Raw genomic sequence first — 14,044 nt, 5'->3', positions numbered from 1 at the left:
GCCTATTTGAGTAGGCCGTGCTCATGCGAGGCAGTATCGCGCTCGGCAGGCTGGAGCCATGACCAACACACCGGCCACCGGCCTGACCGACCTCGTCCGCGCGAGCCTCGGCGATCCGCTGGCCGAGATCGCCGAGCAGCGCGTCGAGCCCGTCCACCACGGTTCCGGGTCGCTGTCGACGGCCTCGCTCCACCGCGTGCGCGGCACGACGACCAGCGGCGTGAGCTGGTCGTTCTTCGTCAAGTCGATCCACGCGATCAAGCACTCGGCCTGGTTCGCGCGGATGCCGGAGGAGCTGAGGGCCGAGGCGCTGGCGCAGTTCCCCTGGCGGGCCGACGCGGACGCCTACCTGGCCCGCTCCCCGCTTCCCGACGGGTTGCGGCTGCCCCGGATGTACCGGCTGGAGGACCTGGGGGACGACCGGCTGGTCATGTGGCTGGAGGACGTGCGGGTCGAGCCCACCGCGTGGGGCCTGGACCGCTACCGCGCCGCCGCCCGCCTGCTCGGCGACCTGGCCGCCGCACGGCCCGTGGCGGGCCGCTCGTCGGCGCCGCGCGAGCCGCTCAACCTTGGGCTGCGCTGGTTCTGCGCGGGTCCTGTCGCCAGGCTGTTCCTGCCGATCCTGCGGGACCCGGCCACCTGGCGCCACCCTCTGGTCGCCCGGCATGCCGATCCCCTGCTGCGGGCCGACCTGCTGGCTCTGGCCGACCGGATCGGCCCGCTGCTGGAGGCGCTGGAGCGCCTGCCGCACACCCTCGTGCACGGCGACGCCGGCCCCATGAACCTGCTGGTCCCGGCCGACGGCTCGGCGCAGTTCGTGGCCGTCGACTGGAGCTGGCCGCACCCGGCGGCCGTGGGCTTCGACCTCGGCCAGCTCCTGGTCGGCCGGGCCCACACCGGTGAGCTCGATCCCGCGGACCTGCCCGCCGTCCATGAGGTGATCGAGGCCGCCTACGCCGCCGCGACGGCCGCAATCGCCGACCCCCGCGAGGTCTCCTTCGGCTACGCCGCCGCGCTCGTGCTGCGCAGTGCGTGGACCGCGATCCCCGTGGAGCTCCTTGACCATGACCCCACTCCCGAACTGCACGACCTGTTTCGCGCACGGGCCGCACTGGCTCGCTTCATCGTCGACCTGGGGCGGTCGTTGCGCCTGTGCGACGGATGAGGAATCGGCTTCGCACCCCCACTCTGGATCACATGAGAGGAAAAATGATCATGTCTTTCGCAGCAATCCGCCGTGCTCTCGCCGTGGCCTCGGCCGCGGCCGCCGGCCTCACCCTCACCGCACCCGGGGTCGCCCACGCCGAAACCACCTACTACGAGATCGTCGCCGAGCACAGCGGCAGATGTTTAGACGTCCAGGACGCCAGCCGCGCGCATGGCGCCAACGTCCTGCAGGCGTACTGCGTGAGCGGATACAACCAGCAGTGGTCTTTCGTGCCGACCGACAGCGGTTACTTCAAGCTCGTCGCCCGGCACAGCGGCAAGTGCCTGGACGTCCAGGACGCCAGCCGCTTCCACGGCGCCAACGTCCTTCAGGCGAGGTGCTGGGAGCCGGGCTACAACCAGCAGTGGAGGATGCGGACGCCGCCCGGGGCGAAATGGCGCGGCACCGGCGCCTTCGAGCTGATCGCCCGGCACAGCGGCCTGTGCCTGGATGTTCAGGACGCCAGCCGCGCCCATGGCGCCAACGTCCTGCAGGCGATCTGCAAGGATCGCCTCAACCAGATCTGGCGTCGCCGAACCCCATGAGCGTCAGGCGTCTGTGCCCGGACGGAGCCGATGTGGACCACGCCGACGGCGCAAGTGTGATCCAGGACCGCCGCTGGGGCGGCGAGAACCACGGCCGGAACGCCACCAGCACTGCCTGGAGACCTTCGGCCCCCGCATCGCGTCGGCGCGGGGGCCGTCCGCTTGCAACGCCATGCGGTGGACGTGCGGGGCCGGGCGGCCTGCCGGGAGGGAGCGGCGTGCGTGCCTTCGTGCGAGGGGGATGCGCGTGCGCGCAGGTTCCGACCAGCCGACACTGTCGCCAGCGCCGTTGCCGTGAACGGCGAGTCGGCGATGACCGTGGCGACGCAGCTGGGCGATATGACCGAGTTCTCTCTCACGTCGCCGCCGGGACGCTGCACCAGCATCGCGGCCCCGTTGTGCCGCCGATCGACGCCAGCGCGTTCGGACGGCCGGGGTTGGTGCGCATGGACGCTGTCGGGCAGTTGATCGGTGCGGTGATGGACGGGTGCCGCGCTTGTCAGGAGGCCCTGGCTGACCGGGTGCTGGACGGTGACCGGGTGGCCGCCACGAGCCTGGTTGGGTCGGTGCTGTCGCTGCTGCCAGGACCTCCCGGACAGTTCTCCGGTGATGCGACCGCGGCCGTCTACCAGTTGGCCACCGATCACAGTGATGACGGTGTGCGCACGCTGGTGGTTCACGTGGGAGGCCTGGATCGTGCGGTCCTGGCAGATGTGCTGGAGGACGTGCTCGATTTCGTGCCGGTCCTCATTGACGTCCTGGGAGAGATGCGTACAGGCACCGCCCCCGAACCCGGCGATGAACCCAGGCGGGGAACTGGGGGAGGAAGCCACTTCGAGCGTGGCGATGGCTCTGGCGGTCTACCACGTGGCCGCGGGCATGGACGTGCTGCTGAGCCAGGAGGAGATCCACGAACTTCTCGCGCTGGCCGAAGTCAGCGCGGGCGGCGGGCAGCCGCTGGCGTGTGTGCTGTGCGGCAAGCCGATCGACGTCACGGCCACGGCCGAGGTCAACCTGGGGCTGGCGATCTCGATGACGGGCGGCGGGCAGCAGACCCCCGATCTGCTGGTTCCGGCGTGGACGCACCCGTCGTGCGGGGGTGCGCGCGTCTGGGCGCAGGGCCGGCTTAACGCGGTTCGCCGCGCGGCGGGGCTGCCCATCTGGGGGGACGATCCGGCGCCGCAGGGCCTGGCCGCTGGGCGGGAGCCGGACTGGTTCGCCTCCAGCCGAGTCCGCCACCACAGCACGATCTATCCGCTGCTGATCATCCAGCCTGGCCAGCTTCACCCTTACGGCACCCTCGGACATGTGGCCGACATGCTGACCATGGGCCTGCGTCCGGTCGACCTGACACGCGACCGGATCGAGGAGGTCGCGGGCTGGCAGGTGCGGATGGAGCGCGGCCGCGTCGCCGAGATCACCCGCCGCGGTGCAGGAGCGTGGTGGCGGGCCGATGCCGCGACCGGAAACGTCGACGTTGAGTGGAAGAAGGCGGGCAAAGCCCGCCGTCAAGCGGTGCTGCTGGTCTTGCCGCCGGGCTGGCTCACCGATGATCAGAGGGACCCCGCCGAGCTGATGTTGCGGGCGTGTGCCGAAGGGGCCACCTACGGTGGACTGATTCCGGTGCGGGGCTCCTTCTTCTGACTGGCGGGCGACCGCTCCCCGGGCACCGCCCCGCCTCCTGCCCTTGACCCGCTGACTTCTCCGATGAGCCGCCTTTCTGACGGACCACGGAATCGCCTACACCGTTGCTCGGCATCGATTTTCAAACCCGTCCGAGGAGGCTATACCTTCATGAAGATCAGGCATTCCGGCGACCGCCCTCCACGCTTTTGCGGCCTCGGCCACCGCGACGCCGTCCCTTATGTGGAGGCGCTGGCGTTTTGGGGCCGCGCCGTTGAGCAGCGTCTGGTGCCGCGCAGGTACGCCCTCATCAGGCCGTGGTCGTGGCCGGTAAGCAGGACCAGGTGCCCGCCCCGGCCGGGAGCCGGCAGCTCGGGGCGGCGAATCTCCTTGTGGACCGAGGCCATGACCAGGTGCCCGTCGGCGAGCAGGCCGGGCAGGTCCGCGACGGCCAGGTGCGGGTGCACCTCGGCGTGCAGGCCATGCGCGGCGCGTACGTAGTCGGCGAACGGCGCGTAGTACAGGCCCTTGATCCGGCCGTCGTCGTGCTCGACGTAGCCGCCGTAGGCGCGGCAGCCGTACAGGAGCTCCAGCAGCGGCTGGGCGTGCCCGTCGCGGTGATCGAGGGCCATCTGCAGGCAGGCCATGCCGCACGCGTGCCGGCACCAGCGGCCGTACTCGGCGCGGGTGCGTGCCCCCGAGGCGTGTCATCGTGGGTCATCAGCGGGATCGGCGCCCTCGTAGGCGATGGCGCCGATCCGCTGTGGGCTCATGTACTGGGTGAACAGGGCGACACCGTCATGCAGCGCCTACTGGCTGCTGCCCGCTCCAGGCGTGCAGGGTAGGCACCCCACTATCGCCCCCAGCAGTCTCGGCGCGGCCGAGGAGCGACCGCAACGTGGTCCAGGCGGTGTTCCCGCCGGACAGGACCACACCGATTCTGCCGGAAAAGACCTCGATCCGCCCGCACGCCCGCCGCCGCGCCCAACTTACCGCGGCGAAACCGCCCGGCCGACCAAGGACAGGAGCGACGCCGCACTTGACACGATCGCAGCCCATAGCACTGGCCGGCGGTGCGGGGGAGCCCTGCTACTGCCGGCCACGGGCTGGTGGTACGAACCTTTGGGCAGGCGGACGTGACCGCCTCGTAGACGGCTTGCTGCCGCTCCGGCCGTCGCGCTCGGCACCATCGCGGGCGCCGCCACCCTCGGCGGCCTGGCCGTACTCATCTACCGGCGACGCACCGTCGGACCGGTTTTCACCGACACCACCCGCAACGACAAGCTCATGTACGCCGTGCTGGGCATCACCATCGTGCTCGGTCTGGCCGCCACGGTGGCGGCCAACGTCATCGGGGGCGGCTACGACTATCGCGCCACCATCTCGCCGTGGTTCCGGTCGATCTTCTTCTTCAGCCCGGATCCCGCGCTGATGGCCGGTGCGCCGATCCTGTTCCAGGTGCACACGCTCAGCGCGCTGCTGCTGTTCGCCATCTGGCCGTTCACCCGGCTGGTGCACATGCTCACCGCGCCCATCGGCTACCTGACCCGCCCCTACATCGTCTACCGCAGCCGCGCCGACCAGCCCACCAGCGCCCGCGCGCCTCGGCGAGGCTGGGAACCCTCACGCTGATGGCCACTGCGCGTAACACCGATGTGGACCTGCTAGACATAGGGTCAACCCAAGGGAGCCCGTATGGATCAGCTCAGTCTCGGCGTCGTGGCACACTCCCGCAAGGAGAACGAGCACCGGCTGGCCATCCACCCGCTGCACCTTGAGCGGATCGAAGCCGATCTTCAGCACCTCATCTACCTCGAACGCGGCTACGGCGAGCGTTTCGGCATCTCTGATGAGCAACTGGCGCCGCACGTGGCCGGGTTGCTGTCACGGGAGGAGCTGGTGGCGCGCTGCGATGTCATTCTGCTCCCCAAGCCCCTGGCCCAGGACCTCAAGGAGTTGCGCGACGGACAGATCCTGTGGGGCTGGCCGCACTGCGTACAGGATGAGGAAGTGACACAGCTCGCGATCGACCGGCGACTCACTCTGATCGCCTTCGAGGCGATGAACCACTGGAACAGTGACGGCAGCTTCAACCTGCACGTCCTGCACAAGAACAATGAGATGGCCGGCTACTGCTCGGTTCTGCACGCCCTGGCGCTCACCGGGAAGACCGGCGACTACGGGCGGCGGCTGCGGGCGGTCGTCATCAGCTTCGGCGCGACCGGCCGGGGCGCGGTGACGGCACTGAACGCGCACGGCGTCAACGACATCGATCTGCTCACCTTTCGCGACGTCACCGCGGTCGCCTCTCCCATCCACTCGGCGCGCATCGTGCGTTTCGAGCACGAGGCCGACGACCCCAACCGCAGTTACGCGCTCACCGACAGCGGCCGGATACCGCTCGCCTCGTTCATCGCCGACCATGACATCGTCGTCAACTGCGTGCTCCAGAACACCGACAATCCGCTGATGTTCGTCAACGAGGACGATCTGGCCGCCTTCGCGCCGGGCACTCTCATCGTGGACGTGTCGTGCGATGAGGGGATGGGCTTCAGCTGGGCGCGGCCCACGTCGTTCACCCAGCCGATGTTCGAGGTGGGGGACAAGGTCCATTACTACGCCGTCGACCACAGCCCGTCCTACCTGTGGGACTCCGCCACCTGGGAGATCAGCGAGTCCCTGCTGCCGCATCTGCGGACGGTGCTCACCGGCCCCAAGGCCTGGGACGAGGGCGACACCATCCGGCGAGCCATCGAGATCCGTGACGGCGTCATCCAGAACCCCGCCATCCTGTCCTTCCAGCATCGCTCACCGGACTACCCGCATCCGAACTGAAGCGCTGCGTGATCATTCACAAAACGTGGCCCATACCCGGTTGACGTAGGAAATTGGTGGATACGTGAAGGGATGAGCCTCTGGACCCCGGACCCCACGTTCTATCCTTCGCCCAGGGACGCGGCCGGCGCACCCGCCGAGAAACTGGCCTATGTCGTCGCCTTCGACCGGTCGGCGACCAGGCCGGACGCGCTGGCCGTACTCGACACCGATACCGCCTCGCCGCACTATGGCCAGGTGGTGGGCTGGAGCGACCTGCCCAACACCGGCGACGAGCTGCACCACTTCGGCTGGAACGCCTGCAGCACCGCCCTGTGCCCCAGCGCCCCGCACCCGCATGTCGAACGCCGCTACCTCATCGTGCCCGGACTGCGCTCCTCACGCATCCACGTCTTCGACACCAAGGACCGCCTCAGCCCGGAACTGGTCAAGGTCATCGAGGCCGACGAACTGGCCAAACGGGCCGGCTACTCCCGGCCCCACACCGTGCACTGCGGGCCCGGCGGGATCTACCTGTCGGCGCTCGGCGGCGCCGACGGCAACGACGGGCCCGGCGGGATCGCGATCCTCGACCACACCTCCTTGGAGGTGCTCGTGCGCAAGGGATCGCCACGGTGCTGCGCTGGTCGTAGCCGGTGGCCAGCACGTCCCACATCAGGATGCGCCAATCGGTGCCGTCCTCGTTCTCGAACAGGAAGCAGTCGACCGCCGTGGGCGCCTCCGCGACCAGGCCCGGCATGAACCACCGGGCATCGAACGGCCTCAGCGTGTACGGCGGGGACCGAACTCTGCCGTTCGTCCAACCTCGCCCGCTCAGGCAGCGGCGTCACCCTCGTTCTTGGCGGCCCGTGATTGCGCCTCACGGTCCAGGCCATCGCGTGCGCTGGAGCTGTGGTTTGGCCGGGCGATGCCGGAGTCGCCGGCTGCTGACCTAAGTCGTCTCACTCCTGCAGGCGGGAGAGCAAGATCAATCGGTGCCGGGGCTCAAGACAAAATTTGACCGGGAGCCCATCTTGCGTCGGCGTGGCCGTCAGGCCGCCGTCCGGCCTGGTACCGCGCGGTACAGCGTCCGGGGACAGGTCCAGCCGCAGACGCAGGCAGCGCATCGGGTGCCGCCACCGGCCGCGCTCGCGGGCGACGTCGACCAGCACCTCGACCACCAGCTCCGGCACGATCCGCCTGTAGGTCACGGGGTCGCCTTTGCCGTGTAGGCCGCTCGCCCACCCGGCGGGCAGCTGCTCGGGCCACGGATGGTCAGCCGCGGCGGCCGGGCGAAGATACGCCGCCACCTCGGCGGCCAGGTCGTGGCCCAGCCGGGTAGTCCGGCCGACGACCCGCAGATGTCCTCCCTTAGGGGGATAGCGGCCCAGCACAAGCCCTGAGGGCCGGGCCAGGCTGCCGGTCACCCCTCCGGTGATCGCTTCGGTGGTGGTCCTGGACTTGTACTTCCACCAGTTCCGGGCGCCCGGCTGATACGGCTCACCGGCAGGCTTGATCATCAGGCCCTCGATGCCGTGCCCGGCCAGGGACGTGAACCACGGTCTGGCCTCGCCGGGGTCGCTCGTCTGCATGGACAGGGCAAGCGGGCACGCGGCCGGGATGCCAGCGAACAACTTCTCCAGGTGCTTGCGGCGCTCGGCCAGGGGTTGAGTGCGGACGTCGACGCTGTCGATCTCCAGCAGTTCGAAGATCACGTAGCGGCAGGGCTCCAGTGTCGACAGGTGGCGGGCGCCCACCTTATCTGGGGTTGTAGGACCCTTCCAGCAGGTCAGAGGATGATGATCTCTTCTTTCACGTAGGCCAAGTTGACCGAGCTCCGCCCGGACCCAAAGAAGAACCAGGCATGCGGAGAGCGCCTCGGGGTCTAAGAGCGCGTCACTGCACTCCGACGTGTCCGTCGGGAGCAGGAACGTTTGTTCACCGGTTCGAGTGACGCCGACGAGAGCGCCGAGGCGGGAACGTCGACGAGATCCGGGAACGATGGCCGTCCGTCGTTCCCGGTCTCCCCGCTGCGGCCGTCGGTGGCCAGCCGGACCGCGTGTGGTGCCGTGGCGGGCAACGAGGCCACGGCTTCCCCGACGGCGCGAGATCACCTCAATGCGGGAGTTGCTTTGGTTCGGCTCAGGTTGGGCTCACCCAGTGCGCCGTGACTGTGGTGCGTCCGTCTTCGTTGCTAGCGATGGAGGCCGCGCCAGCCTGAGGATGGATGCGGGCCGCGTGGAGCGTCACGACGTCCCCGGCGGCGAAGGTGTGCGTGAACGTCTGTCCGGCGGTGGCCTGAATTATCTGATTCGGGCCAGTGAGGCCGGTCACGGCCTCACTTCCGGGGATACGCGTGCCGTTCTTGAACAACGCTGTGCGGATGTACATCGCCCCGCTCGTCGTGGGTTGAACGACCGGGCGGGCGTGATAGGAGAACTCCCACACGCCGGGAAAGGGAATCGTGAGTGCCGGGACCTCGGAGATTTGCTCGTAGACGCGGTCGGCGCCGGTGAGAGTGTGGCTGAAGGTGAGCGGATCGGTCTGGATCCATTCCTGGCCTCCCGATTGGGAGGCTACGGTGGCCGTGGATGCGCGGGCTTTGCCGGGGACGTTCGGCGTTTCGCCGGCGTAGGCCGGTGCGGCCATGAGGGCCGTCAACAGTGCGCTGCCGACGGCCGCGCTGACGGTGATCGGCCGTCTGGATCGGGAGTTGGTTCGTGTGGTTGCTGCCCGCATGGAGATCTCCGTATCTGTTCGCGGCTTTGAGGCTGGTGCACGCCCGCCGGGTACTATATGTCACCGAATCGTTACCATATGTTACCGAACATGTCGATCACCAGGCCCATGCGGTGTGGCGTTGGCCGGCGCTGCCGCTCGCTGGTGACCTCGGCGGCTGCGGCTCGTTCGGCCCGGTAGTGCCGCTCGGCCGCACCTGACCTGCCCAACATGCCGTATGGACTCCCAGATACTGTGCGTCAAGTAGCCGCGCACGACTGAGAGTCACCAAAGATAACGCTGGCCGCCGCCCACGCGACGCTGCAACGCTTCGAAGTCGAGCCTGCCCGCCTCGCTCCAACGGACGATCTCCCCCTCGACGATTGTCCGTTTCGGGAGGTGCTCCCATAGGGCGAAAGCGAGTTCAGGGAACATCTCGTTGAGCCGGGTGCCGTGCCGCAATTGCAGTTGTACGCCGCCGTCGTTGTCGATCCTGGCCAACGCGCGATACCCGTCATATTTCGGCTCGTAAAAGACACCCTCCGTGGCGACTGGCCGGTTCGGGCAGGTGGTCGATGGCGAGTGCCAGCATGGGGCCGGCAGCGCGCAGTGTGGCCATGACGCTCCCCAACGGTTCGACCGACGCGGGGGATGCTGAGTTTGCCTAGGTCAGGGTCAATAGCTGGTAAAGCGAAGGCCGTCACGATGTACGGCTATAACGTACGCAGCGGCCGCCTGATCGTTGATGTGGGCTTGAGTGTGAGCCTCCTGCCGAGTTCCGCATCCTGCGCCTAATCCAGCAAGGCGGCAGGGAGACCTGCGCACTGACCAGACCTGGCACCAACGCGGACGGCACATGCGGAGCTCGCCGCTGAAGGGTTGGCTGACCTCAGAGCCTCCAGCCGGGCCGCGGCCTGCAGTGGCTCGGACGAACGGAGGAAGCGCAGGTCCTTCATGACCAGGGCGACATCGGTGGCGCCGCCGCGGCGGAGGGCCGGGGTCAGCGCGTCCAGGTCGGACCAGCGGGACGGGCGGAGGTGGACGCGGTAGCCGTCTCCGGCGGGGTCCAGGGTGAGGGCTTCGCCGATGGCGAGCCTGCTCTCTGGGAGGTGGGCGGCGGTCGCTCCGGCGGCTCGTTCCAGGGCGGTGACCGAGGTGACCCCGGCGGCGATGGGCAGGGTCGTGTCCGGGCTGATGACGTGTTCGTGCAGGTCAAGCAGGCGGGCGGCGGCGGTCGTACGGGCGGGGTGGTCCTTGGGCAGGCGGTCGGCCAGGAGCCTCGCAGCGCGGGCGATGTGACCCAGCGGCGGTGCGGACGGACGCTCGCCGAGCAGGGCGATCAGCGCCTCCAGGGCGTCCTCGGCGCCGGAGGCGAGGGTGACCCACTGCTCGGTGGTGAGCGGGGCAGCTCGACGGCGCGGTTGCGGGTGAACAGGAGCGGGTCGGGGCCGTCCGGGGTGTGGAGGAGCGCCGTGACCGCGTACCCGTGCCCCACCTGCTCGTAGTCGGCGACGGCGGCGGCGCGCCGCGCCGGTATCCCTGCGCTGACTCCCGGTGGGGGAGAGCCGGCAGGAAGCAACGTGGACCCTCTTGAACCACGACTCGAAGAGCGCATTTCCGCAGGACAGGGCACGCATCCGCGCCTACGCGCGGCACCCTGGGCAGGGGCGGCGCTGGATCCCCCGTCCAGGCCGTGAGGGGATGAAGGTGACGCCTTGGCAGACACGGTCGTGTAGCGCGGATGTGCGGGCGCGGCGGCTGCCGCTCCGGTAGGACTATGCACGCGGCCCGTCGGGTGCGGGCTGTGCGCCGCCGCCCCGCCCTGGGGTTGTCTGGCGCTGCGCCGAGAAGGGACTCCTCGTGACCGATGTGAGCACCAGCACCGCCGCTGCTTCCCCGGACGAGTGGCGTGACCAGCTCGTCGACGCGCTCGTGGCCGATGGCACCATCACCCAGGCGCGGGTCGAAGCGGCGATGCGGACGGTGCCCCGGCACGAGTTCACCCCCGCGGCGACCCTTGAGCAGGCCTACGCCCCCTACGAGGCGGTGCGCACCAAGTGGGATGAGCACGGCAACGCGATCAGTTCGGTCTCCGCCCCGCAGATCCAGGCCTTGATGCTGCAGCACGCCGACCTGCGGCCGGGCATGAGCGTGCTACGCCGCGCTCATCGCCGAGCTCGTGGGCACAGCCGGCCGGGTGGTCAGTGTCGACATCTTCTCTGAGGTGACCGACCGGGCGGCCAGGCTGCTGGATGCGACCGGGTACGGAGGCCGGGTCACGGTCGTGCTGGCCGACGCCGAGCACGCGATCCCCGACGCCGTCCTGTTCGACGCGGTCTGCGGTACTGCCTCGCCTGCGGCTGTGATCTTCTAAGCCCGCCGCGCGCCGAACCGCGCCCCGTCCTGGACATCCTCACCAACATGGTCGCCTTCGACACGCACGCCATCGGCCTGCCCGGACCCGACCGGACGGTCACTGACATCTACGCCAACCGGGTCCGCCCCGACACGGACCGGCGCACCCGCACGCCCACGGCGCACCGCCCTGCCAAGCATCACTGATCACGCAACGGGAGGAGCCTGCCCACGACCTCACCTGCACCGAAGACGGGCCTGTCGTCGAGCGCCCGCCGCGAGTCCATCCCCCGACTGAACGGAGCTCGTCAGTGAGTGCCAGGACCAACCCCCCTGAGGCAGAAGACACCTCGCAGCACGACACCCCGAAGGAGGGTGACGCGCAGGTCGGCGCGCCCGATCCACTGTTTGGGAGCGGTATCCGCTACACCATGGGCTGGGCCCGCCACGAAGGGGACAGGACGGCCGGGTTCGGCCGGATGATGCGCCGTCTGCCCGAGCTGGTCGGCATCTGCCTCAAGCTGAGCTGGCGAGCCGACCGCAACGCCCTGATCATCGTCACCGGCTGCCAGCTCCTGGTCGGGGCCGCCACAGCGGGCGGGCTCCTGGCCACCAACAGCGTCCTGCAGCAACTCCTGACCGCGGGACCGACCCCGGACCGGATCGCGGCCGCGCTGCCCGCGCTCGCGCTGGTCGGCATCTCGGGCATCGCCATCGCGGTGATGACCGCCTGGTCCAACGCCATGTCCGGCCGCCTCCAGCCCAAGGTGGAACACCTGGCCTACACCGAACTGCTGGCCAGGTCCGCCCGGGTGGAGCTCCTGCACTTCCAACGCGCCGACTTCCACGATCTGTTGGATGCCGCGCAGTACGGGGCCGGGTGGATCGACCTGGTGATCGAGCAGCTCATCAAGACCGTCACCGCGGTGATGGGCATCATCGCGGCCGCCGGCGTCCTGGGGGTGCTGCACCCCCTGCTGCTCCCGCTTCTGCCTCTCATCGTTGTTCCCCGGGGCTGGGCCGCCGTCCGCGCCACCCGGATGCGCAACGAGTCCCGGCTGACATGGCTGTCGCACATGCGGCAGCAAGCCAGCCTCACCAGCCTGTTGACCAGCAAAGATCCGGCTGAGGAGATCCGTGCTCACGCCGCTGGGGACTTCCTGCTGGGCCACTACGACCGGCTCGCGACCCACTCGGCGGTTGAGCAGGCGCGTCTGGCCCGCGCCGACGCCAAAGCCGATCTGGTCGCGGGCGCTCTCAGCGGGCTGACGACAGCGGCGACCTACGTGCTGCTCGGCTGGCTGCTGGCCACCGGCCGGATGGCGCTGGCCGCCGCCGGTACCGCCGTCCTGGCCATCCGCACGGGCACCAACCAGCTCGGGAGCGTGGTCAGCTCGCTGGCCTACATGCACGAGTACGGCCTGTACACCGCGGACTGGAGGGATGCCTGCCGACAGGCCCAGGAGCTGGCCATCCCCGCCGGAGGGACCGTCACCCCGGCGACCGGCCCGGAACGGATCGAGGTCCGAGACCTGCGCTTCAGCTACGTCAACGCCGACAAGCCCGCCCTCAACGGGGTGAACCTCACGATCGGTCGCGGCGAAGTGGTCGCCCTGGTCGGCCACAACGGGTCCGGGAAGACCACCTTGGCCAAACTCCTCACCGGCCTGTACCTGCCCGAGGAAGGGTCGGTCACCTGGGACGGCGTCGACACCGCCCACCTCGACCGCGACCGCGCCTTCGACAGCGTGGCCCTGCTGTCGCAGGGCTTCGAACGCTGGCCCTTCACCGTCCGCTCCAACGTCGCGATCGGCCGCTATGAGACCGATCCGACGGCCGAGGCCCTCACCCGAGCAGCCGCATCGGCCGGCGCGGTCGACCTCATCGAAGGGCTGAAAGACGGCTGGGACACCCTGTTGGCGCCCGAGTTTCAAGGCGGGGTCAACCTGTCCGGCGGGCAGTGGCAGCGCATCGCCCTCACCCGCGCCTACTTCCGCGACGCGCCGCTCCTGGTGCTCGATGAGCCCACCGCCGCCCTCGATCCCCGCGCCGAGGCCGCGACGTTCGCCGGGGTGCGGGCACTGGCGGGCGGCCGCACCGTCGTCCTCATCACCCACCGCCTGCATTCGGTGCAGCACGCCGACCGGATCCTCGTCTTGCAGGACGGCGTGATCACCGAAAACGGCACCCACCAGGAGCTCCTTGAATTGGCGGGCGAATACGCCGAGCTGTGGGCGTTGCAGGCCGGCCAGTACAACGCCGACACCCCCACACCCTGACCTCGGGTGCCGTGCAGCGGTACGGGCCGCATCGGCCCGTACCGCTGCACGAAGTCGAGACATTGCCGGCACCGAAGCCCCAGCTGGCGTTGGCGTGGTGCATGTCGCGCAGGGCGCCGGTGGAGTCAGCGTGATAGCCGTGCCCGTGCGGGCCCTTGATGCCCTCCGGGGGCTTGGTGAGCGCGTAGGTCCGGGTCATGCCGAGCGGGCGGAACAGGCGCCGGTCGAGTTCGTCGGCCAGGGTGTGCCCGGTCACCTTTTCGATGATCATGCCGATGAGGGTGTAGTTGGTGTTGGAGTAGGTGAACTTCTCACCCGGCTCGCCGGTGCGCGGCAAGCCGCGCGTCGTCTCCACGATGTCGATGGGCCGGTAGTAGGTGGTGAAGTCGAAGACGTCGAACGCCGGTTCGGTCGAGCCGCTCCGCGACCACCAGTCGGGGATGCCGGAGGTGTGCTGGATCAGCTGCTGGACGGTGATCTCGTCGGCTCGTTCCACCGGCCCG

At 69.3% G+C, this 14,044-nt stretch carries 15 protein-coding genes and 1 pseudogene; 10 read left to right on the top strand and 6 right to left on the bottom strand.

The features are described from left to right. Positions 1-58: 58 nt before the first annotated feature. The 3 genes from AB0C30_RS37300 (at position 59) to AB0C30_RS37290 (ending at position 3,396) form a co-directional block, all read left to right on the top strand. Positions 59-1,165 (top strand): hypothetical protein, encoded by a 1,107-nt coding sequence (locus AB0C30_RS37300; protein ID WP_357952889.1) that lies wholly within the window; start codon positions 59-61, stop codon positions 1,163-1,165. A 50-nt stretch (positions 1,166-1,215) separates the two neighbouring features. Continuing rightward, positions 1,216-1,752 carry an RICIN domain-containing protein gene (locus tag AB0C30_RS37295; RefSeq protein WP_357952886.1) on the top strand — a complete coding sequence of 179 codons (537 nt, stop codon included), beginning with the start codon at positions 1,216-1,218 and terminating at the stop codon, positions 1,750-1,752. Between the two features lie 840 nt (positions 1,753-2,592). Further along, on the top strand, positions 2,593-3,396 hold the full coding sequence (locus AB0C30_RS37290; protein WP_357952885.1) for a hypothetical protein: 804 nt from the start codon (positions 2,593-2,595) through the stop codon (positions 3,394-3,396). 218 nt (positions 3,397-3,614) lie between these two features. Here AB0C30_RS37290 and AB0C30_RS37285 read toward each other — a convergent pair whose 3' ends face one another. After that, positions 3,615-4,022 (bottom strand): hypothetical protein, encoded by a 408-nt coding sequence (locus AB0C30_RS37285; RefSeq protein WP_357952883.1) that lies wholly within the window; start codon positions 4,020-4,022, stop codon positions 3,615-3,617. A 523-nt stretch (positions 4,023-4,545) separates the two neighbouring features. On the opposite strand from AB0C30_RS37285, the pseudogene AB0C30_RS37280 reads away from it, so the two are divergent. The 3 genes and pseudogenes from AB0C30_RS37280 to AB0C30_RS37270 form a co-directional block, all read left to right on the top strand. Then, positions 4,546-5,007: pseudogene (locus tag AB0C30_RS37280) on the top strand (respiratory nitrate reductase subunit gamma); the annotation flags it as partial. Between the two features lie 63 nt (positions 5,008-5,070). After that, on the top strand, positions 5,071-6,210 hold the full coding sequence (locus AB0C30_RS37275; protein ID WP_357952882.1) for a N(5)-(carboxyethyl)ornithine synthase: 1,140 nt from the start codon (positions 5,071-5,073) through the stop codon (positions 6,208-6,210). Positions 6,211-6,282: 72 nt separating this feature from the next. After that, the gene (locus tag AB0C30_RS37270) at positions 6,283-6,951 is read left to right on the top strand and encodes a selenium-binding protein SBP56-related protein (protein ID WP_357952881.1); all 669 of its coding nucleotides are present in this window, start codon (positions 6,283-6,285) and stop codon (positions 6,949-6,951) included. Positions 6,952-7,151: 200 nt separating this feature from the next. Here AB0C30_RS37270 and AB0C30_RS37265 read toward each other — a convergent pair whose 3' ends face one another. The 4 genes from AB0C30_RS37265 to AB0C30_RS37250 form a co-directional block, all read right to left on the bottom strand. Continuing rightward, positions 7,152-7,946 carry a hypothetical protein gene (locus tag AB0C30_RS37265; RefSeq protein ID WP_357952880.1) on the bottom strand — a complete coding sequence of 265 codons (795 nt, stop codon included), beginning with the start codon at positions 7,944-7,946 and terminating at the stop codon, positions 7,152-7,154. 385 nt (positions 7,947-8,331) lie between these two features. After that, positions 8,332-8,928 (bottom strand): hypothetical protein, encoded by a 597-nt coding sequence (locus AB0C30_RS37260; RefSeq protein ID WP_357952879.1) that lies wholly within the window; start codon positions 8,926-8,928, stop codon positions 8,332-8,334. A 264-nt stretch (positions 8,929-9,192) separates the two neighbouring features. Beyond that, on the bottom strand, positions 9,193-9,510 hold the full coding sequence (locus AB0C30_RS37255) for a hypothetical protein (protein ID WP_357953418.1): 318 nt from the start codon (positions 9,508-9,510) through the stop codon (positions 9,193-9,195). 188 nt (positions 9,511-9,698) lie between these two features. Further along, on the bottom strand, positions 9,699-10,544 hold the full coding sequence (locus AB0C30_RS37250) for a hypothetical protein (protein WP_357952878.1): 846 nt from the start codon (positions 10,542-10,544) through the stop codon (positions 9,699-9,701). Between the two features lie 223 nt (positions 10,545-10,767). Here AB0C30_RS37250 and AB0C30_RS37245 point away from each other — a divergent pair, with 223 nt between their 5' ends. The 4 genes from AB0C30_RS37245 to AB0C30_RS37230 all read left to right on the top strand — a co-directional run bounded on the left by AB0C30_RS37245 (position 10,768) and on the right by AB0C30_RS37230 (position 13,541). Then, entirely contained in the window at positions 10,768-11,130 is a 363-nt protein-coding gene (locus AB0C30_RS37245) for a hypothetical protein (RefSeq protein WP_357952877.1), read from the top strand. Then, positions 11,087-11,281, top strand: a complete 195-nt coding sequence (locus tag AB0C30_RS37240; RefSeq protein ID WP_357952876.1) for a hypothetical protein — start codon at positions 11,087-11,089, stop codon at positions 11,279-11,281. Before AB0C30_RS37245 ends, AB0C30_RS37240 begins: the two co-directional genes overlap by 44 nt. A gap of 47 nt (positions 11,282-11,328) precedes the next feature. Continuing rightward, positions 11,329-11,469 carry a hypothetical protein gene (locus tag AB0C30_RS37235; protein WP_357952875.1) on the top strand — a complete coding sequence of 47 codons (141 nt, stop codon included), beginning with the start codon at positions 11,329-11,331 and terminating at the stop codon, positions 11,467-11,469. 104 nt (positions 11,470-11,573) lie between these two features. Continuing rightward, the gene (locus AB0C30_RS37230) at positions 11,574-13,541 is read left to right on the top strand and encodes an ABC transporter ATP-binding protein (protein ID WP_357952874.1); all 1,968 of its coding nucleotides are present in this window, start codon (positions 11,574-11,576) and stop codon (positions 13,539-13,541) included. On the opposite strand, the gene AB0C30_RS37225 is transcribed toward AB0C30_RS37230, so the two are convergent. Next, positions 13,435-14,044: serine hydrolase domain-containing protein (locus tag AB0C30_RS37225; RefSeq protein WP_357952873.1), on the bottom strand; the 610-nt coding region annotated here is incomplete at its 5' end. The genes AB0C30_RS37230 and AB0C30_RS37225 overlap by 107 nt on opposite strands.

It is taken from the genome of Nonomuraea sp. NPDC048901 (assembly GCF_040649695.1).
Taxonomy (GTDB): domain Bacteria; phylum Actinomycetota; class Actinomycetes; order Streptosporangiales; family Streptosporangiaceae; genus Nonomuraea.
This window is presented reverse-complemented; position numbering and strand designations above follow the sequence as displayed.

Excerpts from the sequence above, each read along its gene's own strand:
- AB0C30_RS37295 (WP_357952886.1), top strand. The coding sequence starts at position 1,216 with ATGTCTTTCGCAGCAATCCGCCGTGCTCTCGCCGTGGCCTCGGCCGCG.
- AB0C30_RS37275 (WP_357952882.1), top strand. The coding sequence starts at position 5,071 with ATGGATCAGCTCAGTCTCGGCGTCGTGGCACACTCCCGCAAGGAGAAC.
- AB0C30_RS37300 (WP_357952889.1), top strand. The coding sequence starts at position 59 with ATGACCAACACACCGGCCACCGGCCTGACCGACCTCGTCCGCGCGAGC.
- AB0C30_RS37235 (WP_357952875.1), top strand. The coding sequence starts at position 11,329 with ATGGTCGCCTTCGACACGCACGCCATCGGCCTGCCCGGACCCGACCGG.
- AB0C30_RS37285 (WP_357952883.1), bottom strand. The coding sequence starts at position 4,022 with ATGGCCTGCCTGCAGATGGCCCTCGATCACCGCGACGGGCACGCCCAG.
- AB0C30_RS37260 (WP_357952879.1), bottom strand. The coding sequence starts at position 8,928 with ATGCGGGCAGCAACCACACGAACCAACTCCCGATCCAGACGGCCGATC.
- AB0C30_RS37270 (WP_357952881.1), top strand. The coding sequence starts at position 6,283 with ATGAGCCTCTGGACCCCGGACCCCACGTTCTATCCTTCGCCCAGGGAC.
- AB0C30_RS37250 (WP_357952878.1), bottom strand. The coding sequence starts at position 10,544 with ATGCGTGCCCTGTCCTGCGGAAATGCGCTCTTCGAGTCGTGGTTCAAG.